This is a genomic window from Hydrogenophaga sp. H7, from assembly GCF_002025745.1.
Classification (GTDB): Bacteria; Pseudomonadota; Gammaproteobacteria; order Burkholderiales; family Burkholderiaceae_C; genus Hydrogenophaga; species Hydrogenophaga pseudoflava.
Window position 1 is genome coordinate 1 of the sequence record NZ_MCIC01000019.1, and the last position, 26,933, is coordinate 26,933.

The 26,933-nt window shown below is 66.1% G+C and carries 26 protein-coding genes; 21 read left to right on the top strand and 5 right to left on the bottom strand.

Annotated elements, in window-relative coordinates; translation table 11 throughout:
• Positions 1 to 27: 27 nt before the first annotated feature.
• A protein-coding gene (locus tag BC358_RS19575) for an IS3 family transposase (RefSeq protein ID WP_256861428.1) occupies positions 28 to 1,124 on the bottom strand; the annotation gives its coding sequence in 2 pieces (ribosomal slippage) (positions 28 to 872 and positions 872 to 1,124; 1,098 coding nt in all).
• A 730-nt stretch (positions 1,125 to 1,854) separates the two neighbouring features.
• Positions 1,855 to 2,334: a VOC family protein gene (locus tag BC358_RS19585; protein ID WP_079367131.1), complete on the bottom strand. Its 480-nt coding sequence runs from the start codon at positions 2,332 to 2,334 to the stop codon at positions 1,855 to 1,857.
• Between the two features lie 231 nt (positions 2,335 to 2,565).
• On the opposite strand from BC358_RS19585, the gene BC358_RS19590 reads away from it, so the two are divergent.
• Positions 2,566 to 4,185, top strand: coding sequence for a M28 family metallopeptidase (locus BC358_RS19590; protein WP_079367132.1), 1,620 nt, complete (start codon positions 2,566 to 2,568; stop codon positions 4,183 to 4,185).
• A gap of 49 nt (positions 4,186 to 4,234) precedes the next feature.
• Here the strand turns inward: BC358_RS19590 and BC358_RS19595 are convergent, their stop codons facing one another.
• Both BC358_RS19595 and BC358_RS19600 read right to left on the bottom strand, forming a co-directional pair.
• Positions 4,235 to 5,239 carry an alpha/beta fold hydrolase gene (locus BC358_RS19595; RefSeq protein WP_079367133.1) on the bottom strand — a complete coding sequence of 335 codons (1,005 nt, stop codon included), beginning with the start codon at positions 5,237 to 5,239 and terminating at the stop codon, positions 4,235 to 4,237.
• Position 5,240: 1 nt separating this feature from the next.
• Positions 5,241 to 6,233, bottom strand: a complete 993-nt coding sequence (locus tag BC358_RS19600; RefSeq protein ID WP_079367134.1) for a tripartite tricarboxylate transporter substrate binding protein — start codon at positions 6,231 to 6,233, stop codon at positions 5,241 to 5,243.
• Between the two features lie 92 nt (positions 6,234 to 6,325).
• Here BC358_RS19600 and BC358_RS19605 point away from each other — a divergent pair, with 92 nt between their 5' ends.
• The gene (locus BC358_RS19605) at positions 6,326 to 7,297 is read left to right on the top strand and encodes a LysR family transcriptional regulator (protein WP_079367135.1); all 972 of its coding nucleotides are present in this window, start codon (positions 6,326 to 6,328) and stop codon (positions 7,295 to 7,297) included.
• On the opposite strand, the gene BC358_RS19610 is transcribed toward BC358_RS19605, so the two are convergent.
• Positions 7,260 to 8,162 (bottom strand): LysR family transcriptional regulator, encoded by a 903-nt coding sequence (locus BC358_RS19610; protein WP_079367136.1) that lies wholly within the window; start codon positions 8,160 to 8,162, stop codon positions 7,260 to 7,262. The two genes, BC358_RS19605 and BC358_RS19610, sit on opposite strands and share 38 nt — an antisense overlap.
• Positions 8,163 to 8,264: 102 nt before the next feature.
• On the opposite strand from BC358_RS19610, the gene speB (BC358_RS19615) reads away from it, so the two are divergent.
• The 19 genes from speB (BC358_RS19615) (at position 8,265) to BC358_RS19705 (ending at position 26,884) form a co-directional block, all read left to right on the top strand.
• Entirely contained in the window at positions 8,265 to 9,215 is a 951-nt protein-coding gene (speB, locus tag BC358_RS19615) for an agmatinase (RefSeq protein ID WP_079367137.1), read from the top strand.
• 19 nt (positions 9,216 to 9,234) lie between these two features.
• Entirely contained in the window at positions 9,235 to 10,230 is a 996-nt protein-coding gene (gene speB, locus BC358_RS19620) for an agmatinase (protein WP_079367138.1), read from the top strand.
• Positions 10,227 to 11,099, top strand: coding sequence for a sugar phosphate isomerase/epimerase (locus tag BC358_RS19625; protein WP_079367139.1), 873 nt, complete (start codon positions 10,227 to 10,229; stop codon positions 11,097 to 11,099). Before speB (BC358_RS19620) ends, BC358_RS19625 begins: the two co-directional genes overlap by 4 nt.
• 16 nt (positions 11,100 to 11,115) lie before the next feature.
• Positions 11,116 to 12,198, top strand: a complete 1,083-nt coding sequence (locus tag BC358_RS19630) for an isopenicillin N synthase family oxygenase (protein ID WP_079367140.1) — start codon at positions 11,116 to 11,118, stop codon at positions 12,196 to 12,198.
• A gap of 70 nt (positions 12,199 to 12,268) precedes the next feature.
• The gene (locus BC358_RS19635) at positions 12,269 to 13,066 is read left to right on the top strand and encodes an ABC transporter substrate-binding protein (protein ID WP_079367141.1); all 798 of its coding nucleotides are present in this window, start codon (positions 12,269 to 12,271) and stop codon (positions 13,064 to 13,066) included.
• A gap of 30 nt (positions 13,067 to 13,096) precedes the next feature.
• Positions 13,097 to 14,641 (top strand): amino acid ABC transporter permease/ATP-binding protein, encoded by a 1,545-nt coding sequence (locus BC358_RS19640; protein WP_079367142.1) that lies wholly within the window; start codon positions 13,097 to 13,099, stop codon positions 14,639 to 14,641.
• A 15-nt stretch (positions 14,642 to 14,656) separates the two neighbouring features.
• Positions 14,657 to 15,409: a class II aldolase/adducin family protein gene (locus BC358_RS19645; protein WP_079367143.1), complete on the top strand. Its 753-nt coding sequence runs from the start codon at positions 14,657 to 14,659 to the stop codon at positions 15,407 to 15,409.
• Positions 15,406 to 16,371 (top strand): glyoxylate/hydroxypyruvate reductase A, encoded by a 966-nt coding sequence (locus BC358_RS19650; protein WP_218669509.1) that lies wholly within the window; start codon positions 15,406 to 15,408, stop codon positions 16,369 to 16,371. The genes BC358_RS19645 and BC358_RS19650 overlap by 4 nt, the downstream gene beginning before the upstream one ends.
• A 793-nt stretch (positions 16,372 to 17,164) precedes the next feature.
• Positions 17,165 to 17,959 carry a GntR family transcriptional regulator gene (locus tag BC358_RS19655; RefSeq protein WP_079367284.1) on the top strand — a complete coding sequence of 265 codons (795 nt, stop codon included), beginning with the start codon at positions 17,165 to 17,167 and terminating at the stop codon, positions 17,957 to 17,959.
• Between the two features lie 37 nt (positions 17,960 to 17,996).
• Positions 17,997 to 19,733, top strand: a complete 1,737-nt coding sequence (locus BC358_RS19660) for a fumarate reductase/succinate dehydrogenase flavoprotein subunit (RefSeq protein ID WP_079367144.1) — start codon at positions 17,997 to 17,999, stop codon at positions 19,731 to 19,733.
• Positions 19,734 to 19,762: 29 nt separating this feature from the next.
• The gene (locus BC358_RS19665) at positions 19,763 to 19,996 is read left to right on the top strand and encodes a ferredoxin family protein (protein ID WP_056273822.1); all 234 of its coding nucleotides are present in this window, start codon (positions 19,763 to 19,765) and stop codon (positions 19,994 to 19,996) included.
• 2 nt (positions 19,997 to 19,998) lie between these two features.
• Positions 19,999 to 20,976: a HEAT repeat domain-containing protein gene (locus tag BC358_RS19670; RefSeq protein WP_079367145.1), complete on the top strand. Its 978-nt coding sequence runs from the start codon at positions 19,999 to 20,001 to the stop codon at positions 20,974 to 20,976.
• On the top strand, positions 20,973 to 21,302 hold the full coding sequence (gene fdxA / locus BC358_RS19675; RefSeq protein WP_079367146.1) for a ferredoxin FdxA: 330 nt from the start codon (positions 20,973 to 20,975) through the stop codon (positions 21,300 to 21,302). The genes BC358_RS19670 and fdxA overlap by 4 nt, the downstream gene beginning before the upstream one ends.
• Positions 21,303 to 21,369: 67 nt before the next feature.
• Positions 21,370 to 22,851: an ABC transporter substrate-binding protein gene (locus BC358_RS19680; RefSeq protein ID WP_218669510.1), complete on the top strand. Its 1,482-nt coding sequence runs from the start codon at positions 21,370 to 21,372 to the stop codon at positions 22,849 to 22,851.
• 3 nt (positions 22,852 to 22,854) lie between these two features.
• Positions 22,855 to 23,850: an ABC transporter permease gene (locus BC358_RS19685; RefSeq protein WP_079367148.1), complete on the top strand. Its 996-nt coding sequence runs from the start codon at positions 22,855 to 22,857 to the stop codon at positions 23,848 to 23,850.
• Positions 23,851 to 23,858: 8 nt separating this feature from the next.
• Positions 23,859 to 24,731: an ABC transporter ATP-binding protein gene (locus BC358_RS19690; RefSeq protein ID WP_256861592.1), complete on the top strand. Its 873-nt coding sequence runs from the start codon at positions 23,859 to 23,861 to the stop codon at positions 24,729 to 24,731.
• Positions 24,728 to 25,048, top strand: a complete 321-nt coding sequence (locus BC358_RS19695; RefSeq protein WP_079367150.1) for a DUF971 domain-containing protein — start codon at positions 24,728 to 24,730, stop codon at positions 25,046 to 25,048. Before BC358_RS19690 ends, BC358_RS19695 begins: the two co-directional genes overlap by 4 nt.
• On the top strand, positions 25,045 to 25,818 hold the full coding sequence (locus tag BC358_RS19700; protein ID WP_079367151.1) for a ferredoxin--NADP reductase: 774 nt from the start codon (positions 25,045 to 25,047) through the stop codon (positions 25,816 to 25,818). The genes BC358_RS19695 and BC358_RS19700 overlap by 4 nt, the downstream gene beginning before the upstream one ends.
• Before the next feature lie 22 nt (positions 25,819 to 25,840).
• Positions 25,841 to 26,884, top strand: coding sequence for a YeiH family protein (locus BC358_RS19705; RefSeq protein ID WP_079367152.1), 1,044 nt, complete (start codon positions 25,841 to 25,843; stop codon positions 26,882 to 26,884).
• Positions 26,885 to 26,933: the final 49 nt, after the last annotated feature.

Consider the following 26,933-nt stretch of genomic DNA (forward strand, 5'->3'; position numbering starts at 1 on the left):
TGAAGTCCCCTCGAATTCCTGAGCCAGTCAGAAGTAGAGGTTGGGGAACAGTTTGACACGGTACTCGACCGGTGGGATTCGGCCGAGAGATTCATGGGGGCGCTGGTGGTTGTAGCGGTGCAGCCAGTCGGCCGTCATATCACGCACCTCCTGCAATGACTCGAAGACATAGCAGTCCAGCACCTCGGTTCGGTAGGTCTTGTTGAATCGTTCGACATAGGCGTTTTGCGTGGGCTTTCCTGGCTGGATGTGATTGAGCGCGATGCCCTTGGATTTCGCCCATTCGGACAGAGCGTGAGCGATGAACTCCGGGCCGTTGTCCAGGCGAATCGACAGCGGCGCTCCGCGCACTTCCACCAGCTCATTCAAGGCACGTATGACACGGGCTGCCGGCAGGCTGGTGTCGACCTCGATACGCAGGCCCTCGCGGTTGAACTCATCGATGACGTTGAAGGTCCTGAATCGCCTGCCGGACCACAGTGCATCGGCCATGAAGTCGCAGCTCCAACCCTGATTGGGTTGGCCAGCAGCCTCCAGCGGTTGCTTGATGCGCGCCGGCAAACGCTTCTTGCCGCGCCGTGGCAGGTTCAGCCGCAGCTCGCAGTACACGCGCCAAAGCACCGTCTTGCCCCAGGGCTTGCCTTGGTGGCGGGCACTGTCGTAAAGCAGGCCAAAGCCGTGGCGCGGGTTGAGCGCCATGTGCATCTGGATGAAGGTGATGACCCCGGAGTCGTCGCGCGCAATGGGTCGGTAGCGCAGTGTGGAGCGGGCAATGCCGCTGGCCTGGCAGGCTCGGCGCTCGCTCATGCCGTGCTCGGCCATGAGGGCTTGAACGACCATCTCGCGACGCTCCGGGGTCAGAGCTTTCGGTCGACAACGTCCTTGAGCGCGTGGTGCATGAGCGCCAGGTCGGCATACATGCGTTTGAGCTTGGCGTTCTCGTCCTGCAGTTGCCGAAGCTGCGCCAGGTGCGAGACCGTCATGCCAGAGAACTGACTCTTCCACTTGTAGTAGGTCGGCTCGCTCACGCCGTGCTTCCTGCACGTCTCGCCGACCTTGGCACCCATCTCGACCTCCTTGAGGATGCCGACTATCTGCGCTTCGCTGAATCTGGATTTCTTCATGTAGAGACTCCGTCTTGGGGAATTCTCTACTTCCGGGTGGTTCAGGTTTTCAAGGGGACTTCACAAGTACTTGCCCGTGATCCAGCGGAAACTGTCCGTGCTGTCACAGACTACGTAAGTAGATCACTCACCGCCGAGCTGGAACTACAAGTCACCCAGTCTGCCGGGAGGCGGATTAGATACCACTTGAGCTGCTTCACGCCTTTATCCAATGATCGGGCAGGACTCCAAGCTGGGGTAGACGCTTTATTGGCAAGGCTGAACATCCCGGCGATAGTGGCGGACTGTGAAGCGCGCTTCCAAGCTGCGCTCCAAAACCAAAAACTCGACGACATTCTGAAGATCTACAACCGCAAGTCGCTGGCAGACCAAGTGTCGACGTGCCTTGGGCTGAAGCATGCGGAGTATCGAGAGCTCGTGTTCAGACTTGCGAAGGGCTCCCAGTCTGGCGAGATTCTTTCGCGGTTCTTGAACTACTTGCCGAGAAGGTGACGCCCAACCCCTCGTATATGGACGGCCCCTCAACAGCAAGAGACTGACCGATTGGGGAACTTGGGGTAGAGCATCTGCAGTCAGATATCTGGCATGCGGAGTGGGATCATCAATGGCGCATGCCGACATGGAGTCCGCGTCACGACATCGACACGCTGCAAGCGGCAGATAGGCCGCCGGAAAAGTTATCGGCGTAGCGCAGTGAGGCAGGCACAACCGGTGCGCTGAAGATTCGGCGTCACCCCCGCCAAGCCTTCTCAATCCCCGCCACATCAATCTTCCTCATCCCCATCATCGCGTCGAACGCCCGCTTGGCGGCTGCGCGGTCGGGTTCGTTGATGGCGGCGGTCAGCACGCGTGGGGTGATCTGCCACGACAAGCCCCACTTGTCCTTGCACCAGCCGCAGGCGCTTTCCTGGCCGCCGTTGCCGACGATGGCGTTCCACAGGCGGTCGGTCTCGGCCTGGTCGTCGGTGGCCACCTGGAACGAGAAGGCTTCGGTCTGCGGGAAGGCCGGGCCGCCGTTGAGGCCGAGGCAGGGAATGCCCATGACGGTGAATTCGACGGTCAGCACATCGCCCTGCTGGCCGGAGGGGTAGTCCCCTGGCGCGCGCATGACCGCGCCCACCGAGCTGTCGGGGAAGGTGGCGGCGTAGAAGCGCGCGGCTTCTTCGGCATGGCCGTTGAACCAGAGGCAGATGGTGTTCTTGGCGGGCATGGGCGTCTCCTGAAAACGGGGTGACCACGATAGCCGCAATGCGCGGCAGACGTCGAGGGGCAGGCGGCCGGTGCCCCGGGCGTTTCTTTCGTGTCTTTCTGTAAGTCGTCTTGTGGCCGCAGAGGTGCGAGGAGTACGCTGCCCCTCCCCACGCGGTCGGTACGGGCCGGGGTGCCAGTTGTTCGACGGCGGCGGGATCCGAAGCATCAACAACACACACAGGAGACAGACATGGAGAAGACCGGTTTGAAGGGGCGGCGTCTGACCCGGGGGCGATGGGGCGCGGCGTTCGCGGCGACCTTGCTCGTGGCGGCCTGCGGCGGAGGCAGCGACTCGTCCGGCGACAGCGGGGGCGACCTCGCCACCGCGCGGATGCTGACGACAGAGGTGGCTGCAGCGGGAGGGGCGGCGGCCGCTGGATCGTCATCTCCCAGTTGCCTCAACCGGGTCAACAACACGTTCAACAAACTGCTGGAGTGCGTGACCCTGGCCGGTGTCCGGCGCCATCAGCAGGCCCTGCAGACCATCGCCAACGAGAACAACGGCATCCGCACCTCGGGCACGCCGGGGTACGACGCGTCGGTGGACTACGCGGCCCAGGTGCTGCGCGACGCGGGCTACCTGGTCACCGTCACTGACTTCCAGTTCCAGACCTTCATCACGCTCTCGCCCACGGTGCTGGAGCAGGTGTCGCCCGGCCCGGCCGGCCCGCTGGCGAACAACATCATGGAGTACTCGGGCAGCGGCGACGTGACCGCCTCCGTGACGGCGCTGATGCCGCCCCCGGGTGACGGCACACCGGGCTGCGAGGCGGCGGACTTCGCCGGTTTCCCCGCGGGCAACATCGCGCTCATCAGCCGCGGCGCCTGCCCCTTCGCGCTCAAGGCCACCAATGCCCTGGCGGCCGGCGCGAGCGGGGTCGTCATCTACAACAACACCACCGGCGATCTCAACGGCACGCTGGGCGAAACCTTCACCGCGGACATCGGCGTGACCGGCATTACGCAGGCCCTGGGCCAGCAGCTGGCGGCGACGCCGGGGCTGGTGCTTCGCCTGAAGACCGACACCTTCCGCGGTGAGGCGACCACCAGCAACATCATTGCCGAGTCGCGCACGGGCGACCCGAACAACGTGGTGATGGTCGGCGCGCACCTCGACTCGGTGAACGAAGGCCCCGGCATCAACGACAACGGCTCGGGCGTGGCGGCGATCCTGGAGACCGCGGTGCAGATGGCCAAGGTCAAGCCGCGCAACAAGCTGCGCTTCGCACTCTGGGGCGCGGAAGAGTCGGGGCTGGTGGGTTCCACGAACTATGTGGAAGGACTGTCCCAGGCCGAGAAGGACCGCATCGCGCTGTACCTGAACTTCGACATGATCGGTTCGCCCAACCACGTCTTCTTCGTCTACGACGGCGACGATTCGGACGCCACGGGCGAAGGCCCCGGCCCGGGCGGGTCGGACCAGATCGAGAAGGCGTTCGAGTCGTTCTACATGCAGCGCGGCGTGCCGTTCAAGGGCACGGACTTCGACGGCCGCTCCGACTACCGCGCCTTCATCCAGAACCTGATCCCGGCCGGCGGCCTGTTCACCGGCGCCGAAGGCATCAAGACGGCGGAGGAAGCGGCGCTGTGGGGCGGCACGGCGGGCACGGCCTACGACCCGTGCTACCACCAGGCCTGCGACACCTTTGCCAACAACAGCGACACGGCACTGGACATCAACGCCGACGCGGTGGCCTACACCACGCTGCTGTTCTCGATGAACACGTCGAGCGTGAACGACCAGCGCGGCAAGGGCAACTTCCGCATGCCGGCGCTCAAGCCGCTGCACCCGGAACGCACGGGGAACTGACGGCGCTTGACCGATTCACCCATGCCGGCCCCCGGGCGGGCGTGGGGGATCAGGCGGGGTCGAGCAGCCAGCGCAGGTCCTCTTCCAGCCGTTGCCACTCGACGCCCGACGCCATGTGGCCGTAGGGGCTGTCCAGCTCGCGGTAGCGCAGCGGGCCGGGGACGGCACCGAGCAGGCCGCGCACCGCGGGATCGGGCGGGAAGATCACGTCGGTGGTGCAGACCATGAACAGCAGGCGCGCGCGGATCTCGCCCACCCGCTCGCGCACGTCGAAGCGCTCGGCCGCGGCGGCCAGGGTGACCATGCTGTTGGGGTCGAAACGCTCGGCCCACTGGCGGCAGGCCTGGTCCATGGCGGCCTGTCGCTGCGCCGGGTCGGGCATGCGGGCTTCGAACAGGGTCTCCAGTCCGTAGCTGCGCAGGGTCTGGCGGCGCAGCTCGGTCAGCATGTCCGTCATGCGCGCATCGCCGTAGTGCCAGCCACCGTTCCAGGCCGGGTGGTCGGCAAAGCGCTGGCGCGTGGACTCTGAACTCAGGCCTTTGGGGTGGGTGAGGCCGGACACCAGCGAGCCCACGGCGTCGACCATGTCGGGGAACGACAGCGCCCATTGCAGGGCCTGCCAGCCGCCGTAGGAAGGGCCCACGACCGCACGCAGGTGGCGCACGCCCAGCTGCTGCAGCAGGCGGTGCTGCACGGCCACGATGTCTTCCAGCGTGATGGCGGGAAAGTCCGGCCCCCAAGGCCGGCCGGTGCCGGGGTGGATGCTCGACGGCCCGGTGGTGCCGAAGGAGGAGCCCAGCATGTTGCTGCAGACGATGAAGAAGCGGTCGGTGTCCAGCGGCCGCCCCGGGCCGAGCAGCGGCGCCCAGGAGCTCTCGGCCACATGGTGGCCAGGCACGAGCATGGAAGGACCGCTGGTGTAGCCGTGGGTCACGAGGACCGCATTGCCGCCGTCGGGCGCCAGCTGGCCGAAGGTGGTGTAGGCCACGTCCAGCGCGGGCAGCTCGGTGCCGCTGGACAGCCGGTGGGCGCCCAGTGAAAGGGTGTGCAGCATGTCAGTCGACCTTGATGCCGGCGGTCTTGATGACCTGGGTCCAGGTCTCGGTTTCGCGCTGGACGAATGGGGTGAATCTGTCCTTGCCGGCGGCGACCACGGTGGCGCCAGTGGCTTCGATGCGGGCTTTGAGCGGCCCGTTCAGCGCCTTGATGGCAGCGGCCTCGATGGCGGCGACCACCGGCGCAGGAATGCCCTGTGGTCCGGAGATGCCGGCCCAGGCGGTGGCCTCGAAGCCGGGGTAGCCCGATTCCGCCACCGTGGGCACCTGGGGCAGCAGCGGGTTGCGCTGCGCGCTGCTGATGGCCAGCGGCACGACCTTGCCGGCCGCGCTGGGCGCGATGACCGCGTCCTGGTTGAGGAACATCAGCTGCACCTGGCCGGCCATGAGGTAGGTGAGGGCCGGCGCGCCGCCGCGGTAGGGGATGTGCAGCATGGAGATGCCGGCGCGCTGCTTGAACATCTCCATGGCCAGGTGGCCCGAGGACCCGTTGCCCGAGCTGGCGTAGCTCAGGCGGCCGGGGTGGGCCTTGGCGTGCTTCACCAGATCGGCCAGGGTCTTGAAGCCGGTGGAGGGGTGCACGATCAGCGCGTTTGCACCGGCCAGTGCGAATGCGATGTGCACGAAGTCGCGGTTGATGTCGAACGGCAGCTTGGCCACCAGGCCCGGGCTGGTGGCGTTGCCGATCCAGGACAGCATCAGCGTGTGGCCGTCGGGCGCCGCGCGGGCCGTGGCCTCGGCGGCGATCACGCCGGCGCTGCCGGGCTTGTTCACCACCACCATGGGCTGGCCCAGCAGCTTGCCCATCTCGTCGGCGATCATGCGCGCCGCGTTGTCGGACGGCCCGCCGGCCGGCGCCGCGACGATGAACTGGATGGGGCGGTTGGGGAAGGGGGCCTGCGCGCGGACCGCGGTGGGCGCAAGCGCCTGCAGGCCGCCGAGACCGCCCAGGACCAGGGCCTGGCGACGGCTCAGCCGAAGGGATGGGTGCATGTCTGTCTCCTGTGGTTGTGACTGCATGGTCCGCGCAAAAGACATCGGCAACAAGACAGAAATCAGGGTAAGACATTAGACTCTTCAATACCATGTCCGTCGCCTCCACCGTGCTGCTCAACCGCCTCCTGGCCCGGGGCAAGTTCCGCCATGCGCAAGTGCTGCTGCACCTGGCCGAGCTGGGCAGCGTGCAACGCGCGGCCGACGCCATAGGCATGACGCAATCGTCGGTGACGCAGTCGCTGGCCTACCTCGAACAGCTGCTGGAGTCGCAGCTGTTCCACCGCCACGCGCGCGGCGTGCGACCCACCGAGGTGTGCCAGGACCTGCTGCCGGTGGTGCGGCAGATCGTCTCGGGCCTGGGCGCGGGTGCCGAGGCGGTGGCCGCGCGCCAGCAGCAGGGGCAGGGCATGGTGCGGCTGGCGGCGTCCGGCGCCGCGATCAATGGCCTGCTGCTGCCGGCCCTGGCCGCGTTCGGCGAGCGGCACCCGCGCATCAGCGTGCAGCTGCGCGAGCTGGAGCGCGACGAACTGCTGCTGCTGGTCACGTCCGGGCAGGCCGATCTGGCGGTGTGCCGCCGGCCCACCGTGGTGCCCAGCGGCTGGCGCTTCGACCGCCTGGTGGACGACCACCTGGTGGTGGTGTGCGGGCCTGCGCATCCGCTGGCGGGCAAGCGGGTGCGGTCCTGGTCGCCGCTGTTCAAGGCCACCTGGCTGCTGCCGCCGGTGGACAGCATCGCGCGGGCGAGCTTCGACGAGGTGGTGCGGGGCGCGGGCGCGGCGCCCGCCACCCACCCGGTGGTGACGCGCTCGCTGTCGGCGCTGGTCTGGCTGCTGCGGCAGCGGCCGCTGCTGGCCCTGCTGCCCTACCGCTCGGTGCGCGCCTGGCTGGACGACGGGTTGTTGGCCACGGTGCCGCTGGACACTGGCGCGGCGCTGGAGCCCATCGGCGTGCTGCGGCCGGAGCAGGGCGCGCGCGCCGCGCAGGACCGGCTGGCGGAATTCCTGCTGGCCCATGCGGCGCCGGTCAACCCCGCATCTTGCGCAGCAGCAGCTCGCGCATGATCTGGATCGGCGCCTCGCGGCCGCGTCCGCGCCGCGTGGCCAGCATGAAGGGCGACTGGAAGCCGAAGCTGGCCGGCAGCAGCACGCGCAGCTTGCCCTGGTCCATCCACGGCTGGGCGTAGTGTTCGGGCAGGTAGCCCACGTAGCCGCCCGAGAGGATGAGGAACAGCTGGGCCTCCATGCTGTCCACCGTGGCCACGCTGTTCTTCATGCCGTGCTTGCCCAGCTCGGCCTTGCTCCAGTAGCTGCGGCGCACCACGTTGAGCTCTGACACCTGCGCTTCGGTGATGTGGCGCTGGGCGAACAGCGGGTGCTGGTGGCTGCAGTACAGCCACTGCTGTTCGCGGTAGAGGGGCTGGAACACCAGGCCCGGCGGGCGGGTGGGGAAGAAGCCGATCCCCAGGTCCAGCTCGTTGTTGAGGATGCCCTCCTGCAGGTCGTAGGGGTTCTTGACGAACAGGCCCAGGTGCACGGCGGGATGGCGCTGGTTGAAGTCGCCGATCGCATCGGAGAGGCGCAGGGCGCTGTCGGTGACGGTGGAATCGATGACGCCGATGCGCAGCGTGCCCGAGAGGCCGCCCTTGAGCGAAGCAGCGAAGCTGCCGAAGCCGTCGATCTCGCCCAGCAGGCGCTGCGCCTCGCCCAGCAGCAGCTCGCCCTTTTCCGTGAGCGAGAAGCCGCGGCGGCCGCGGTCGCAGAGCTTGAAACCCAGCAGGCCTTCGAGCTGGCTCATGTAGGTGCTGATGGCCGAGAGCGTGAGGTTGAGTTCCTGCTGCGCCTTCGCAAACCCCTGGTGGCGGGCGACGCTGGAGAAGATGCGCAGCAGCTTCATGTCCGGCAGCGGCGCGGTGGTGGTGGGATGCATGGTTGTGAAAAGTCTGAAGTGAGTTTTTGGTTCTGAGCATTTGTCGTGCCAGGGGACGTCCGAAGAATGGGCACCAGCACACAACCACCGACCCGGAACCGAATGACCAACCACTTCAACCAGCCCCAGGGGGGCAACGAGATGCCCCGCTTCGCCGGGCGCGGCACCATGCTGAGGCTGCCCGCCGCCGACACGCCCGAGGGGCTGGACGCCGCCTTCATCGGCGTGCCGCTGGACATCGGCACCTCGCTGCGCGCCGGCACCCGCTTCGGGCCGCGCAGCATCCGCAACGAGTCGGTGATGATCCGGCCCTACAACATGGCCACCGGCGCCGCGCCGTTCGATGGCCTGCAGGTGGCCGACCTCGGCGATGTGCCGCTGAACACCTACAACCTGCTGGCGTCGGTGCGCATCATCGAGGCGCATTACGACGCCCTGCTGCCGCACAAGGTGGTGCCGCTCACGCTGGGTGGCGACCACACCATCACGCTGCCCATCCTGCGCTCGCTGGTGAAGAAGCATGGCCCGGTGGGGCTGGTCCATGTGGACGCCCACACCGACACCAACGACCACATGTTCGGCGAGAAGATCGCCCACGGCACCACCTTCCGCCGCGCGGTGGAAGAGGGCCTGCTGGACTGCCGCCGCGTGGTGCAGATCGGCCAGCGCGCCCAGGGCTACACCAGCGCCGACTTCCAGTGGGGCGTGGACCAGGGCTTTCGCCTGTTCACCGCCGAGCAGTGCTGGTACCGCCCGCTCGCGCCGCTGATGGACGAGGTGCGCCAGATCATGGGCGACGGCCCGGTGTACCTCAGCTTCGACATCGATGGCATCGACCCCGCCTGGGCGCCCGGCACCGGCACGCCCGAGGTCGGCGGCCTGACCAGCATCCAGGGCCTGGAGATCGTGCGCGGCTGCAGCGGCCTGAACCTCATCGGCGGCGATCTGGTCGAGGTCTCGCCCCCTTACGACCAGAGCGGCAACACCGCCCAGCTGGCCGCCAACCTGCTCTACGAAATGCTGTGCGTCCTGCCCGGTGTTCCCGTGCGCTGAATCCCCAGGAGTCTCTGATATGAACGCCCGCCATCCGTTTCCCCAGCCGCAGGACGCCGCCCAGGTGCCGCGTTTCGCCGGCCTGTCCACCTTCATGCGCCTGCCGCTGGTCGAGCCCGACCGGTTGGACACGGTCGACATCGGCCTGATCGGCCTGCCCTGGGATGCCGGCACCACCAACCGCGCCGGCGCCCGCCACGGCCCGCGCGAGGTGCGCAACCAGTCGGCGCTGATGCGCAAGGTGCACCACGTCAGCCGCATCGCGCCCTACGACCTGGCGCGCGTGGCCGACCTGGGCGACGTGGCGCTGCCACCCATGGACCTGATGCTCGGGCTGGACCTGATCGAGGCCTTCTACCGCCGGGTGCACGCGGCCGGCGTGCGGCCGCTGTCGGTGGGCGGCGACCACCTGGTCACGCTGCCGGTGTTCCGCGGCATCGCCCACGGCGGCGCGGTCGGCATGGTGCATTTCGACGCCCACTCCGACACCAACGACAGCTACTTCGGTGGCCAGCGCTACACCCACGGCACGCCGTTCCGCCGCGCGGTGGAAGAGGGTCTGCTGGACCCGAAGCGCACGGTGCAGATCGGCATCCGCGGTTCGGTCTACGATCCGGCGGACCTCGACTTCGCGAAGGCGGTCGGCATCCGCGTGGTGCACATGGAAGAGGTGGCGGCCCGCAGCAACGAGGACCTGCTGGCCGAGGTGCGGGCCATCGTCGGCGACGCGCCCACCTACATCAGCTTCGACGTCGACTGCCTGGACCCCTGCTTCGCACCCGGCACCGGCACGCCCGAGATCGGCGGCATGAGCACGCTGCAGGCGCAGCACCTGGTGCGCGGCCTGCAGGGGCTGCACCTGATTGGTGCGGACGTGGTCGAGGTCAGCCCGCCGTTCGACGTGGGTGGCGTGACCTCGCTGGTGGGCGCGACCATGGCCTTCGAGCTGCTGTGCCTGCTGGCCGAGGCGCATGCCCGGCTGGGCCGCCTGCAGGCTCCGGGGGCACGGACATGAGGCTCGACCTGTTCCGTTCACTCTGGGGCTGGCAGGGCGACTGGGCCATCTGCGCCGCCGAGGTGCGCCGCATGGGCGCGGTCGGCGTGGAGGCCCGGCTGCCCGGCGATCCGTTCGCCCAGCGCGCGCTGCGCCAGAGCCTGCAGCAGGAAGGGCTGGACTACATCGCCGTGGTGTTCACCGGCGGCGACGTGGTGCCGCGCCAGGACTGGACGCTGCAGCAGCACTGGGACCGCCTGGAAGCCAGCATCGACGGCGCGCAGGCCGTGGGCGCGCGCTTTCTGAACGTGCTGCCGGGCAACGACCGCTGGCCGCTGGCGAAACAGGTCGAGTTCTTCGGCCGCGCGCAGGCCCTGGCCGACGCGGCCGGCGCGGTGTGCAGCTTCGAGATCCACCGCGCCACCTCGCTCTACAGCCCCTGGGTCGCGCTGGACGTGATCGCCCAGTTGCCGCAGCTGCGCTTCACCGCCGACATCAGCCACTGGGTGGTGGTGTGCGAGCGCCTGCTGGACGACCCGGCCGACGACCTGGCACCCTTCATCGAACGGGTGCACCACGTGCAGGCCCGCGTGGGCTACGACCAGGGGCCGCAGGTGCCGCACCCGGCCGCGCCCGAACACGCCCGCGCGCTCGCCTTCCACCAGGGTGTGTGGGAACGCATCTGGGCCGCCCAGCACGCCCGCGGCCAAGCGGTGACCACGCTCACGCCCGAGTTCGGTCCCGACGGCTACACGCACCTGCTGCCCTTCACCCAGGCGCCGGTCGCCGACACCTGGGGTCTCAACCAGTGGATGGCCCGTGCCGAGCGTGAGCACTTCGCGCAGTGGCGCGCCGCCCAGTCCGACCCCGCTGCCGTCCCCCTTTCCTGAACCCTGACCACCTGCCATGTCCACCACCACCGCCAACTTCGAATCGCTGCCCGTCATCGACATCCGCGGCCTGTTCAGCCCGACGCTGGCCGACCGCCAGGCCGTGGCCGACCAGCTCGGCCACGCGGCCCGCCATGTCGGTTTCTTCTACGTCAGGGGCCACGGCATCCCGCGCGAACAGATCGCCGGCCTGCGCCGCGCCGCCGAGCAGCTGTTCGCGCAGGACCTGGACTGGAAGATGCGCCACCACATCGGCCTGGGCCGCGGGCACAAGGGTTTCGTGCCCGAGGGCGAAGAGATCTACGGCACCGGCAAGCCCGACCACAAGGAGGCGTTCGACGTCGGATTCGAGGCCGCCGACGACCACCCCTTCGTGCAGGCCGGCCAGCCGCTGATCGGCGGCAACAAGTGGCCCGATCTGCCGGGCTTCCGCGAGGCGGTCTCGGCCTACTACGACAGCGTGTTCGCGCTGGGCCGCACGCTGCTGAACGGCTTTGCGCTGGCACTGGGCCAGCCCGAGGACGCGCTCGACCGGTACGTGACCTGCCCGCCGTCCAAGCTGCGCCTGATCCACTACCCGGTGGACCCGGCGGCCGAGGACACGCCGGGCATCGGCGCCCACACCGATTACGAGTGCTTCACCCTGCTGCTGGCCGACCAGGCCGGGCTGGAAGTGCTCAACGACCAGGGCCGCTGGGTCGACGCGCCGCCGCTGACCATCGACGGCGAAGAGCTGTACGTCATCAACGTGGGCGACATGCTGGAGGTGATGACCGCCGGCGCCTTCATCGCCACCACGCACCGTGTGCGCAAGGTGCGGCACGAGCGCTACTCGTTCCCGCTGTTCTTCGCCTGCGACTACGCCACCCGCATCGCGCCGCTGCCGGCCTTCGACCCGACCGGCGAGAAGGCCGCGCAGTACGCGCCCCTCGCCATCGGCGAACACATGTGGAGCATGGCGCTGCAGACCTACCGCTACCTGCGCGAGAAGGTGGCGCGCGGCGAACTGCAGCTGCCCGCCAACGCCCGCAGCACCACCAGCTTCGGCCAGTTCAAGACGCTGGACCCGGCGCCTGCCGAGCCCGCCGCGACGCCCTGATGCCCGCCACCACCGTTTCCCGTTCCACGTGCCTTTCCCGTTCCTTCCCTTCCTCTCAGGAGTTCATGCCATGTCCCCACTGACCACATCCTTCACCCGCAACGCCCTGGCCGCCCTGGTGGGTCTGGGCTGCCTCGCCGGCGCCCAGGCGCAGACCATGGCCCCTGGCGTGCTCAAGGTCGGCCTTGAAGCCACGTACCCGCCCTTCGAGTCCTACGACGGCGACAAGATCGTCGGCTTCGACCCCGACCTGACCGCGCTGCTGACGCGCGAGATGAAGCTCAAGCCCGCACTGACCGATACCAAGTTCGTCAACCTGATCCCCGGCCTGGCCGCCGGCCAGCACGACGCCGTGATCTCGGGCCTGTACATCACACCCGAACGCCTGGCCCAGGCCGACGCCGTTCCCTACGCCAGCTCGGGTGCGCTGATCATGGTCGCCAAGGACAGCAAGGCCCAACCCAAGACCGAGAAGGACCTGTGCGGTCTAAAGGTCGGTCTGCAGGCCGGCACCTCGTGGGTCAAGCTGCTCAAGACCCTGTCGGACGACTACTGCAAGAGCGCCAACAAGGGCGCCATCACGGTGATGGAGTTCCCCACCGCGCCCGAGGTGTCGCAGGCCATGATGTCCAAGAACGTCGACGCGCAGCTGGAGATCGCCGGCGCCGCCAAGATGATCGTGGAGAAGACCAAGGGCCGCGTGGCCATCAGCTCGCCCGACCTGGTCTACCCGCAGACCCTGGGCATCTACGTCAAGAAGGGCAACACCGCGCTCAAGCAGTCGTTCGAGACCGCGATGGCCGCGATCCGCAAGACCGGCGAATACGACGCGCTGATCAAGAAGTACGAGCTGACCCCGGTCAAGTAAGCCGCTGCCCACGCCCCGAGGACGCCGCCCATGGAACTGGACTGGACCTACTTCTTCTCGCTCTTTTCCATGGGGGCGTTCTACCGCGCCAGCGCGATGGTGATCGCGCTCGGCGCGCTGTCCTGGCTGCTCGGCCTGGTGCTGGGCTTTGGCCTGGCCCAGGCCGAAGGCTCGCGCCACCTCTGGCTGCGCTGGCCGGCCAAGGCCTATGTCTGGTTCTTCCGCAGCGTGCCGCTGCTGGTGCTGCTGGTCTTTGTCTACAACCTGCCGCAGATCTTCCCGGCCACTGGCGTGGTGCTGGGCATTCCCTTTCTGGCGGGCCTGACCGGCATGGTGATGACCGAGGCCGCCTACATGGCCGAAATCCACCGCGGTGGCCTGCTGTCGGTGGCCAAGGGCCAGCGCGAGGCCGGCCACGCCCTGGGCCTGGGCTGGTTCGCCACGCAGACGCGCATCGTGCTGCCGCAGGCCTTCCGCATCGCGCTGCCTTCGCTCATCAACGAGTTCGTCACCATCATCAAGCTCACCTCGCTGGTGTCGGTGATCTCGCTGCCCGAACTCCTGCTGACCGGGCAGCGCCTGTACACGCAGAACTTCCTCATCCTCGAAACCCTGCTGGCCGTGGCGGTGTACTACGTGGCCATCGTCACCGTGTTCGGCGCGGTGCTCAACGCGCTGGAGCGCCGGCTGGACCTGCAGCGCCGCAAGCCCGGCCCGGTGGACGAGGCGGACCTGGCCCGGCTGCGCGCCAGCCTGCCCGAAGCGCCGGTGGTGACGCCAGCCGAACGCGGGCCTGGCGCGCCGCCCGCGCTGGACCTCACGGCCATCCACAAGGCCTACGGCAGCCACGCCGTGCTCAAGGGGGTGAACCTGCGGGTCGGCGCCGGCGATGTCATCTCGATCATCGGCCCCTCCGGTTCGGGCAAGACCTCGCTGATCCGCACCATCAACGCGCTGGAGAGCCTGGACCAGGGCGAGATCGTGCTGTTCGGCGAGAGCTACCTGCTCGGCGCCGCGCCGCAGGACGCCACCCGCGTGCGCCAGGGCATTCGCCGCATCGGTATGGTGTTCCAGGGCTTCAACCTGTTCCCGCACCTGACGGTGCTGCAGAACATCCTGCTCGCGCCCGGCCTGCACGGCCAGGGCGACGCCATCACCCGCCTGCACACCGCGCAGCGCCTGCTGGACAAGGTGGGCTTGCTGGCGCACCTGCACAAGTACCCGCACCAGCTCTCGGGCGGGCAGCAGCAGCGCGTGGCCATCGCCCGCGCGCTGGCGCTGCGGCCGGACGTGATGCTGTTCGACGAACCCACCTCCGCGCTGGACCCCGAGCTGGTGGGTGAAGTGCTCAAGGTGATCCGCGACCTGGCGGAGGAGGGCATGACCATGCTCATCGTCACGCACGAGATGGAGTTCGCGCTGCAGATCTCCGACCGCGTGGTGTTCATGGAAAACGGCCAGCTGCTGCTGGACGCAGCGCCGGCCCGTCTGCAGCAAGCCGACGACGCCGAGCCCGCCCTGCAACGCGTGCGCCGCTTCATGGGCCTGGAAGCCGGCCCCGCCGTTCCGGCCTGATTCACGAAAGACCCCATGCCCCACACCACCCAGGCCGAAGAGGCCACCCTGCGCCGCGACCTGGCCGCCGCCTACCGGCTGGCCGCCCGCTTCGACTGGGACGACACGCTCTACACCCACTTCTCGGCCCGACTGCCCGGCGGCAGGAAGGGTCAGCAGCGCTTCCTGCTCAACCCCTTCGGCCTGATGTTCAAGGAAGTCCGCGCCAGCGACCTGATCGTGGTCAACCTCGAAGGGAAAGTGGTGCAGGGCGGCGCCGCCATGAACCCGGCCGGCTTCACCATCCACAGTGCCGTGCACACCGCGCGCGACGACGCGCACTGCGTCATCCACACCCACACCGTGCCGGGCATGGCGGTGGCCGCGTGTGAACAGGGGCTGTTGCAACTCAACCAGATCTCGGCCGAGTTCCACCAGTCCGTGGGTGTGCACCCTTACGAAGGCGTGGCCTTCAACCTCGAAGAACGCAGCCGCATCCAGGCCGCGCTGGCCGACAACATGGCGCTGATCCTGCGGTACCACGGCCTGCTCAGCGTGGGGCCCACCGTGGCCGACGCCTTCTGCATCATGTACTACCTCAACAAGGCCTGCGAAATCCAGCTCGCCGCCGCGCAACTGGCCAGCATCGCCGGGCCGGTCACGCGCATACCGCCCGCGCTCAGCGCCCATGTGCGCAAGCAGTTCCGCGGCGTGGAACACGAGCGCCAGCTGGTCTGGGCCGCGTGGCTGCGCGACCTGGACCGCAGCGAACCGGACTACCGCCTGTGAATGACGCCGCGCCGACCTTGCTGCTGTGCAGCGAGACCGACGACCTCTCGGGCCTGTGTGGCGAATTCGAGCGCGCCGCCGCGCGGGACTGCCCCGGCCTGCGCGTGCGGTGCTGGACGCCGGACACCCCGACCACCGAACTGCAAAGCGTGGTCGCCATCGCGGGCTGGTTCGTGCCCATGGGTCTGCCTGCGCGCCTGCCGCGCCTGCAGCTGCTGGCCTCCATCGGAGCCGGGGTGGAACACCTGTTGCGCGACCCGCACCTGCCCCCCGATCTGCCAGTCACCCGCATCGTCGACCCGGCGCAGGCGCGCGGCATGGCCGAGTACGTGCTGTGGGCGGCCTTGCACTTTCACCGCGACCTCGACCGCCTGCTGGCCCAACAGGCGTGCCGCGAATGGCGCATGCCGGCGCAGCGCCCGGCCAGCGCCTACCGCATTGGCGTCATGGGCCTGGGCACCATGGGCACCGAAGTGGCCCGCATCCTGGCCGCGCACGGGTTCGATGTGCACGGCTGGGCGCGCAGGCCCGCTGCGCTGGACGGCGTGACCACCTGGGCCGGGCCGGAAGCGATGCGCCCCTTCCTGGCGAGGCTGGACATGGTGGTCTCGCTGCTGCCGCTCACACCCGAGACGCGCAATCTGTTCAACGCCGACTGGTTCGCCGCGCTGAAACCGGGCGTAGTGTTCGTCAACTGTGGCCGGGGCGAACAACTGGTGGTGCCGGCGCTGCAGGATGCCCTGCGCAGCGGCCACCTGCGTGGCGCGGTGCTCGACGTGTTCGAACACGAACCCCTGCCGGCCGACGACCCGCTGTGGACCGAGCCTGGCGTGGTCATCACCCCGCACATGGCCTCGTCCGCGTCCGCCGAGGTGATCGTGGGGCAGATCGTGGAGAACACCGCGCGGGCGCTGGCGAGGCGGGCGCTGCTGCATGCGGTGGACCGGCTGCGCGGTTACTGAGCATCCATCGTCGGGCGTACCGGACGATTTCTTTCTCTGGCCGCGCTCCGGCGCGGGCACTCGCAATGGACCGAGCAACTGTTCTGCAGCGTGTGCCGTCGGTGGGTACTGCCAGGCGTGCTCACGCTGACTCCAACGAAGCGGCTGTTGGGTTTGGCGACCGGCGCTGGCTCGAATGGCGGCTGTACGAGGCGCTGCGGTCATAGGGCTTCTGCGACCGAGCTGGCGCCAGGCCACCGACCGCTCTCACACCACTTGGAATGGCGGACCGACCCTGATCAGCCGATGGCTGCAGCGCCATACTAGGTCGATATGCAGCGCTTCCCGTCCTTCATGCTCGGCGGCCGTACTCATGCTTTTGCCTCAGATGCCGGCTATTTGGAGCAGTCAAAGCGGCGCTCAACCATATCCCCAAGTGCACCGAGGTCCTGTTGCTTGCTCAAGCTCAGGGATCTAGGGACCGATCGTAGTCAAGCAACAGTCCCCACTTGGGTTGGTGCGCGGACAGCAACTAGTGTTGAACGTGGAAAAGCTGGCATGTGCGATCCGCTTGGGCGTGTACAACGTGATGGCCTTCACTGCCGGTCGCTTCATCCAAGAAGACGTGCGACTGGATAGTGCGCAACACGCTTGGGCGCACCAGTTGAGGGATGTGCGCGCACCACGACCGCCTCTTCACGGCTCATTGAGAACGGTTTTAGCTTGTTTGTCGTGCAGATTCACGGGATTTGGTTGGCATTGCTTTTGCTCATCATGACACGTCATAACGAGTCATCAGGAAGTGAGCAAAAACATGGCCTCCAACGGTTTACGCGCTGTCGTCACCAATCTGCCTTTACCCCGCCCGGCGGACGAAATTCAGCCGTCGTCACCCACGCCGCTGTACGAGCAGATTAAGGAAATCTTGCGCGCTCGTGTGCTGGATGGCACCTACAAGCCCCACGAGCAGATGCCTTCCGAGAGCGAAATGATGACAGCCTTCAGCGTCAGTCGCATCACGGTGCGCCAGGCCTTGAACGACTTGCAGAACGAAGGCCTGGTGTTCCGCATCCACGGCAAGGGAACCTTTGTGGCCAAGCCCAAGGCGTTTCAAGACCTGGGCAAATTGCAGGGGTTTGGCGAGGCCATGCGGCAGATGGGCTACGAGACGTTTGCACGCGTGGTGTCCATGCGCACGGTGGTGCCTTCGGCCCAAGTGCAGGAGCGCCTGCAATTGAATAAGCGGGCCAGGGTTACCGAGTTGCAGCGCCTGCGCTTCCTCAACCGCGAACCGATCTCGCTGGACATCACCTACCTGCCTGTGGCCATTGGTGCGCGACTGGCCAAGGAAGACCTCGCCAGTCGCGACGTCTTCGTCATTCTGGAAAACGACTACGGCATGTCGCTGGGCCATGCCGATCTGCAGATCGGCTCCACGCTGGCTGACGAGCGCCTGGCCGGGCAACTGCAAGTGGAAGAGGGCTCGCCAGTGCTGGTCATCGAGCGAACCACCCACACCACTGACGGCACCCCCATCGACTACGAGCACCTCTATTACCGCGGCGACGCGTTTCAGTACAAGGTGCGCGTCGATCGCGCGCCCATCTGAACCGCCTTCTTAACTTTAACAACCCCGAAAGGTCAACATGAAAACCATCGAACTAGAGTACGACATTGTGGTGATCGGTGGCGGCACCGGTGGCCCGATGGCCGCGGTGAAAGCCAAGGAAAAAAATCCTAAGTTGCGCGTCTTGTTATTGGACAAGGCCAACGTCAAACGCAGCGGCGCCATCTCCATGGGCATGGACGGCTTGAACAACGCGGTGATCCCTGGTCACGCCACGCCCGAGCAGTACACCAAGGAGATTACGGTAGCCAACGACGGCATCGTGGACCAGAAGGGGGTGTACGCCTACGCCTCCAACAGCTTCGCCATGATCGAAGAGTTGGACAAGTGGGGCATCAAGTTCGAGAAGGACGAGACCGGCGACTACGCCGTGCGCAAGGTGCACCACATCGGCAGCTACGTGTTGCCCATGCCGGAAGGCCACCACATGAAGCGCGTGCTGTACCGCCAGCTGAAGAAGGCGCGCGTGGAAATCACCAACCGCGTGGTTGCCACCCGGCTGTTGACTGGCGCCAGCGGCGAGATCACGGGCGTGATGGGCTTTGACTGCCGCACAGCCGACTTCTACGTGATCAAAGCAAAGGCGGTGGTGATCTGCACCGGCGCCGCCGGTCGCCTGGGGCTGCCGGCTTCCGGCTACATGTTTGGTACCTACGAGAACCCGACCAACACCGGCGAAGGTCATGTGATGGCCTACCACGCTGGCGCCGAACTCACCAACCTTGAGTGCTTCCAGATCAACCCGCTGATCAAGGACTACAACGGCCCGGCCTGTGCCTATGTGACCGGCCCTTTCGGCGGCTACACCTCGAACAACGCGGGGGAGCGCTTCATCGAATGCGACTACTGGAGTGGCCAGATGATGATGGAGTTCTTCAACGAACTCGAAGGTGGCAAGGGCCCGGTGTTCTTGAAGCTCGACCACCTGGCCGAAGAGACTATCAGCGAAATCGAGCACATCCTGCACACCAACGAGCGGCCCAGCCGTGGCCGCTTCCACGAGGGGCGCGGGACCGACTATCGCAAGGCCATGATCGAGATGCACATCTCCGAGATCGGCTTCTGCAGTGGGCACAGCGCTTCCGGCATCTGGACCAACGAGCGCGGCGAGTGCTCCATCCCCGGCCTGTACGCGGCGGGCGACTGCGCCAGCATTCCGCACAACTACATGCTGGGTGCATTTGTCTACGGCAAGTTCTGCGGCGAAAACGCGGCCGACTATGTGGCCGGTGCCAGCGATCCGCGCATCGATCAAGACCGCGTGCAGATCGAGCGCGAGCGCGTTGCTGCACCGCTGTCGCGCAGCGAAGGACCAACACCGTTCCAGGTCGAATACAAGACACGTCGTGTGGTCAACGACTACCTGCAGCCACCCAAGGTCACCCGCAAGATGGAGATCGGCCTGCAGCGCTTTGACGAGATCCGCGAAGACCTGGACCACATGGTGGCCGAGGACCCGCACGAGCTCATGCGGGCCATGGAAGCCCACACCATCCGCGACTGCGCCGAACTGGCCGTGCGCGCGTCGCTGTTTCGCACCGAGAGCCGCTGGGGCCTGTACCACCTGTGCGTGGACCACCCGGAAAAAGACGACGAGAACTGGTTCTGCCACACCAACGTCACCAGCGACGGCAACGGCAACGCCAAGTTCCGCAAGCGCGAGGTGGAGCCCTACGTGGTCGAACTGAACGACCAGGAGAAGGTGGCCTACCAGCGCCTTCGCGTGGCCAGCCCCGCCACCGCCAAAGCCGCCTGAACCGCATCACCCACCGAAAGGCCAACCCCATGACCATCACCACCACCCGAACCCAGGCACCTGTTGTCGTTGACGACGACAAGTGCATTGCCGACAAGGGCTGCACCGTCTGCGTCGACGTCTGCCCACTCGACGTGCTTGCCATCGACCTGGTGAAGAACAAGGCGTTCATGAAGTTCGACGAATGCTGGTACTGCATGCCCTGCGAGAAAGACTGCCCCACCGGCGCTGTGCACGTCAACATTCCCTACCTGGTGAGGTGAGCATGAGCCAGATCCTTCACCAAAGCATTCACCAGCGTCTGCAAGACAGCGACCCGGGCGTGCGGCGCGTCGCCGTCATCGATCTGCCCTACACCGACGAAGAAGACGATGTGGCGCCCCTGCTCACGGCGGCGCTCGGCGACAGCAGCGCGCAAGTGCGGCTGGAAGCCGCCAAAGCGCTCGAAGGCCATGAAGATATGAACGTGCTGACGGCCCTGGTGCCGCTGCTCAAAGACAGCGACCCAGATGTGCGCGCGGCGGTGGCCTATACCCTGGCCGAGCTGAAGGAGCCCGCTTCGGCCGGCCCCATCCTGCCGTACCTGGTGGATGCCGACCCCGGCGTCAAAGCGGCGGCTCTGCATGCCGTGCGAGCCTTGCGGGTGGAAGAGGCCTTCGAGCCCGCGCTGCAGGCGCTGAGCGACGCCGAGCCGGCGGTGCGCCGCGAAGCGGTGGGCGTGCTGGGCTACCTCAAGCGCACGCAGGCCATTGCGGCGCTCACCCAGGTGGCGGCGCACGACACTGACGCCGAGGTGCGACGCGTGGCAGTCGGCGCGCTGGGCTATGCCACCGAGTCCGTCACGGTGAGCGTCTACCCCGCGCTTAGCCGTGCCCTGGTCGACAGCGCCTGGCAGGTGCGGGAGGAGGCCGCCACCACGCTGGCCAAAACGCGCTCCGCGCTCGGCGTGCCCGACCTCATCCACGCGATGGACGACGGGTACTGGCAGGTGCGCGTGAAGGCGGCGCGCAGCCTGGGCAAGCTCAAGGCCACGGCGGCGGTTCATGTGCTGGGCGAGGCCACCACCCACGCTGTCAGCAACCTGCGCAAGGAAGCGGTGATTGCGCTGGGTGAGCTGGGCGACACACGCGGCATTGCCCCGCTGGAGCGCGCCTTGAAAGACAGCGATCCCGACGTGCGCAAGCTGGCCAAGCTCGCGCTCACATCGATCCAGATGAACGGCAACACGGGAGCTGCGTCATGACCCACGTTGTCACGGAAGCCTGCATCGGTTGCAAATACACCGACTGTGTCGCGGTGTGCCCGGTGGACTGTTTTCACGAGGGACCGAACTTCCTTGTGATTGACCCCGACGTGTGTATCGACTGCGGCGTCTGCATTCCTGAGTGCCCGGTGGAGGCGATTCTGGAGGAGAAAGATTTGAGTCCCGACCAGTTGGAGTACGTGACGCTGAACGCCGCGCTCGCACCCAAGTGGCCCGTGATCACCACTACACAAGAGCCCCTGCCCGAAGCGGCGCAATGGGCCGAGCGCAAAGACAAGCGCAGTCTGCTGAGCGAAACCGTCTGAGCCACACGCTCAAGGCCACACCCCGACCCCCCCTTGTTTGAATCAATCAACCCACCTGGAGGTTCTCATGACTGCTATCACCCGCGCCCCACGGCCCCCTTGGTTCTTCCACCCCTTGATCCCTTCGATGTGGCTGTCGCTGGCCCTCTTGCCTTCTGTCTCGCTGGCACAGGCCAAGAAAGAAGTCATGATCGGGATTGGCACGCAGAACACGACCACCAACACAGTCACCGGTGGCATCGTGCTCAAAGAGCTCAAGCTGCTGGAAAAGCACCTCCCCAAGACCGGAAAGTACGCCAACATCACGTGGAAGCTCGACTGGCAGAACTTCACCTCCGGCCCGCCGGTCACCAATGGCATGGTGGCCAACAAGCTGCAGATCGGGATGATGGGCGACTATCCGCTGCTGGTGAACGGCGCCACCGGTCAGCAAAACCGTGGCAACGAAACCCAGCTGGTCGCCATCATTGCGTACAACGCCTTCGGTTCAGGCAACGGCGTGGTGGTGCACAAGGACAGCCCCTACTACGAGCTGGCCGACCTCAAGGGTAAGACGGTGTCCGTGCCTTTCGGCTCGGCGGCCCACGGGATGATGCTGCAGGCCATGCAGGAACGTGGCTGGCCCAACGACTACTGGAACCTGGTGAGTCAGAGCCCCGAGGTGGGCACCACCAACCTTCAGGAGAAGAAGATCGACGCGCACGGCGACTTCGTGCCCTTCGCCGACCTGCTGCCCTACCGCGGTTTCGCCCGAAAGATCTTTGACGGCGCGCAGACGAAGGTGCCCACCTTTCACGGTGTGGTGGTTCGCAAGGATTTCGCCGACGCCTACCCCGAGGCCGTGGTGGCCTACATCAAGGCTTTGATGGAGGCCAACGACTGGGTGCGCAAGAACCCGAGCATGGCGATGCAGAAGGTGGAGGAGTGGACCAAAATCGAGAAGGAAGTGGGCTACATGTTCCTTGGCCCGAACGGTATCCACACGCTGGACCCGACCATCAAGCCGCGCTGGCTTGAGACCATCAAGCTCGCTCACGGCGTGCTGTCCAAACTGGGCCGCGTGAAGGAATTCGACATCAACGCCTGGGTCAACGAGACCTATGTGCGCCAGGCCTTCAAAGAGCGCGGTCAGGACTACGACGCGCAAAAGCAGACGCTGGCCAACTACGACATCACGGGCCGCGACCCCATTTGCAACCGCATGGTGGGCAACCCTAAGGATGCGGGTGAGATCTGGCTGGAGGGCGCGGGTCTGGTGCCCGTCAGTTCACCCGCCTGCCTGCTGGCGGGGGTTCGCCAGTACCAGGCCGAAGGCAAGAAGGTGTCGGTGGCTTACCTCTTTGACAAGTCGCTGGGCATCAAGCTGTTCGCCGACAAGGCCTTTTACTCGGTCAACCTGAGCAAGCCAAAAGCCCCTGCGGTGGTGCCATTTCTACTGAAGAAGGACGCCGAAGCCTTCGCTGCCCAAAGTGGCGGCAAGCTGGCCACTTATGTCGAAGCGCTTGCGCTGGCGATACCCGCTAGTGACTTGGCCATGAGCGGGAAGTAAGCCATGCGCGCCGCCTCCTTGCTTGACGCGAGCCATGACCGCATGGCTTACCTTCCCAACACCTCCAACCCGCTAGCGCGTCCCGCCGAGACGCTGGATGCGCCAGCCGCCAATGCCCAGGTGGCTGCGTTAGACGGCGTGAAAAGCCAGGCTGTATCTGAACGCGGCGCGGGTGCCGAGACCGCTGGCATGGCCCTCCTGGTTGCCTTCGTGAGGGCCCGACTGACCGGCTGGATCATGGCTGTGATCTCCATAGGCAGTGTGTTGCTGGCTTGGCACATGGCCACGCACTACCGACTCGACTTCTATGTGCGCTTTGGCAACATCCCCAGCCCGGCGGAGGTGTTCGCCAAGGTGGTCGAGGTCAACCAATCCACGGCCTTCGTCAACAACATCGGCATTAGCGTGCGCCGCATCCTCTACGGCTTTGCCATAGCCGGGGTGCTGGGCATCAGCCTGGGCTTGTTGATCGGTCGCTACCGGTGGTTCCGCCAGATCAGCATGCCCGCGCTGGAGGTGTTTCGACCGATTCCCGCCATTGCCTGGGTGCCCATGTCCATCATGCTGTGGCCGAGCAATGAGGTCAGCATCGTGTTCATCACCTTCCTTGGCGCCTTCTTCCCCATCTTGCTCAACAGCATCCATGGTGTGGAAGCGATCGACCCGGTGTTGCTGCGTGCTGCCCGTTCTCTCGGGGCACGCGAACCCACGCTGCTGTTCGAGGTGGTGCTGCCCGCTGCCTTGCCTCACATCTTCACAGGCCTGGCCGTGGGCATGGGGGTGGCCTGGGTGTCGTTGATTGCAGCGGAAATGATCTCGGGCCAGTTCGGCATCGGCTATTTCACCTGGGAGGCGTATTCGCTCATCTCCTATCCCGAAATCGCCCTGGGCATGATCACCATCGGCATCCTGGGGTTGCTGTGCAGCAGCGCGATTCGCCTGACCTCTCGCCTCGCCATGCCCTGGCAGGCATCGGTTTCACAGGGAGAACGCTCATGAGCGCGGTCATGTCCCAACCCGAAGCGGCGGTGCGTGGACTGGTGGAAATGCAGGACGTGTCCGTCCAGTTCAAGGTCAAGGGTTCGGCGGTCAAGGCGGTGGATTCAGTCTCCATCCACGTGCAACCCGGCGAATTCGTCTCGCTCATCGGCCCGTCAGGGTGCGGCAAGTCGAGCCTACTCAACGTTGCGGCTGGCTTTGTGCAGCCCAGTGCGGGCGAAGCCCGGCTGGATGGCGTGCGCATCAAGGAGCCTGGCGCCGACCGCGGCGTGGTGTTTCAGCAGTACTCGCTGTTTCCCTGGATGACGGTGCGTAAGAACGTCGAGTTCGGCATGAAGATCCAGGGAGTGTCGAGCACCGCACGCGAAACCCGTGCGCGTACCCTGCTCGGGCTGGCGGGCCTGCTGCATTTCGAGAACCACTACCCTGACCAGCTCTCGGGTGGGATGAAGCAGCGCGTGGGGATCGTGCGGGCCCTGTCCACGAGTCCACAGGTTCTTCTGATGGACGAGCCCTTCGGTGCGCTGGATTCGCAGACCCGGGTGGTGATGCAGGAAATCCTCACCAACATGTGGCAGCGCCTGCGCATCTCGGTGCTGTTCATCACCCACGACATCGACGAAGCGATTTTCCTGTCGGACCGCATCTACGTGATGACGGCGCGCCCGGGCCGCGTGAAGTCCGAGATCGTGGTGCCCTTGCCCCGGCCGCGCACTCCGGAGATGACGGCCACGCCCGAGTTCGCCGCCATGGTCCAGACCATCAAGGGGCTGATTCGCGAAGAGAGCCTGGCCGCCATGGGCGGTGAGCTCAAGGAAGGTGGCCTGGCTGGTCTCAGCGTCGAGATGGGGCCGCAGGGTGTGGAAGGAGCCATCGAATGAGCGCTGACAGCGTGCACCCGGTGGACATCGTTCACCACCAGGCGTCGGGCCAGCTCGACATTGGCTGGAGCGACGGCCTGCAGGCCTCCATAAGCTCACACGCCTTGCGCGGGGCCTGCCGTTGCGCGGCGTGCGTGAAGCTGCGGCGCGACGGCCTTGGCCCCATGTCGCCAGACACCACCCGCATGACCGAACTGAACCCCGTAGGGGAGTTCGGTCTCCAGCTCTGCTTTGACGATGGCCACGACCGCGGCATCTACCCCTGGCCTTACCTGCGCGAACTTTCATCCACCCATGCATCGGAAGCCCGACCATGAGCAATCTGTTTGAAGCCCAGGTGTTGACCGTTCACCACTGGACCGACCGCCTGTTTTCCTTCACCACCACCCGCGACCCGGGTTTCCGCTACCAGAGCGGCCAGTTCGCCATGATCGGCCTCATGGTCGACGGCAGGCCCTTGCTGCGCGCGTACAGCATGGTGAGCCCGCACTACGAAGAGACGCTGGAGTTTCTGAGCATCAAGGTGCCCGATGGTCCGCTGACCTCACGACTGCAGCACATCCAGGTGGGCGACACTGTGCTGGTCGGCCGCAAGGCCTCTGGCACGCTGCTCACGCAGAACCTCACGCCCGGGCGCCACCTCTACCTGCTGTCCACCGGCACGGGCCTGGCGCCGTTCATGAGTGTGATCCGCGACCCCGACGTGTACGAGCTGTACGACAAGATCGTGCTGGTGCACGGCTGCCGGCAGGTGAACGAGCTCGCCTACGAGCACCTGATCACCCATGAACTGCCCCGCAACGAGTGGTTTGGCGAACAGGTGCGCGCCAAGCTGTTGTACTACCCAACAGTCACGCGCGAGGCGTTTCGCCACCAGGGGCGCATCCCCACACTGCTGGAAACCGGACGCCTTCCACACGACCTGTGCCTACCTCCGCTCAGCACCTCGGACGACCGCTTCATGATGTGCGGCAGCCCGGAAATGCTGCGCGACACCCGCGACCTGCTCGACAAGCTGGGCCTGCGCGAAGGCAACATGAGCCAGCCCGGACAGTACGTGATCGAACGTGCCTTCGTGGACAAGTGAGGCATTCGCTGTGCGCGCACTGATGCTTCGCTTGAGTCAGGGAAGTTACTGGCACGCGCGGTCCGACCACCTTTTCAGGCTGTGGCCCGGGGTGGCGCTGTGTGCCGTGATCGCACTGGCAGCCGTGTTCGTCTCAGGCATACACGGTGGCCCGCCCATGCTGTATGGCCTGCTCATGGGTGCCGCGTTCCACTACCAGAGCCACGATCCTCGCACGGCACCCGGCGTGGACGCGTGCATGCGGGTGGTTCTTCGACTGGGCATTGGATTGTTGGGGGCGCGCATCACGGTCGGCCAGATCGAAAGTCTGGGCTGGGTCACCGGTCTCATCGTTGTCCTGGCGGTGGTCAGCACGGTCTTGTGTGGTTTGTTTGTGGCGCGCTGGCTGCGACTGTCGTGGAGCATGGGCTTGCTCGCCGGTGGCGCCACGGCCATTTGCGGCGCCGCGGCTGCACTGGCCATTGCCGCCGTGCTGCCTCAAGACGAACACCGCGAGCGCAATACCTTGAGCGTTGTGGTTCTGGCCACCGTGCTGTCCACTGTGGCCATGCTGCTCTACCCGCTAGTGGCCAGTGCGCTGGCGCTGCCGCCGCTGTGGGCCGGGGTTTTCATGGGAGCAACGATTCACGATGTTGCGCAGGTTGTCGTGGCAGGCTACTCGCTTGGCCAAGAAGCAGGTGATACCGCATCCATCGTCAAGCTGCTTCGGGTAAGCCTATTGGTGCTGGTCGTTTTGGTGATATCGATTGTTGTTGGCCGTCTCCCGTCACAAGCGGCCACGAAGAAGGCAACTGGAAAATTCAGCCTTCCTGTACCCAGCTTCCTGGTGCTGTTTGTGATCCTGGTTGGCGTTCACTCGGCAGGCTGGATGTCTCCCTCTTTGCAGCAGAGCATGGCAGCGACCTCACGAGCGTGTCTGATGGTTGGTGTGACCGCACTGGGTATGAAGACGTCGTTCGTTGGACTGGCCCGAACGGGTTGGAGGCCTGCGGCGCTGATGTTCATCACGACTGTTTGGATCGCCCTGTTTGTGCTGGGTGCAATTGAAGCGGTGATGCACTTCTGAGCTCGGCTTTCTGGATCTGTCGAAAACAAGACTACTGTGTACAGCTAAA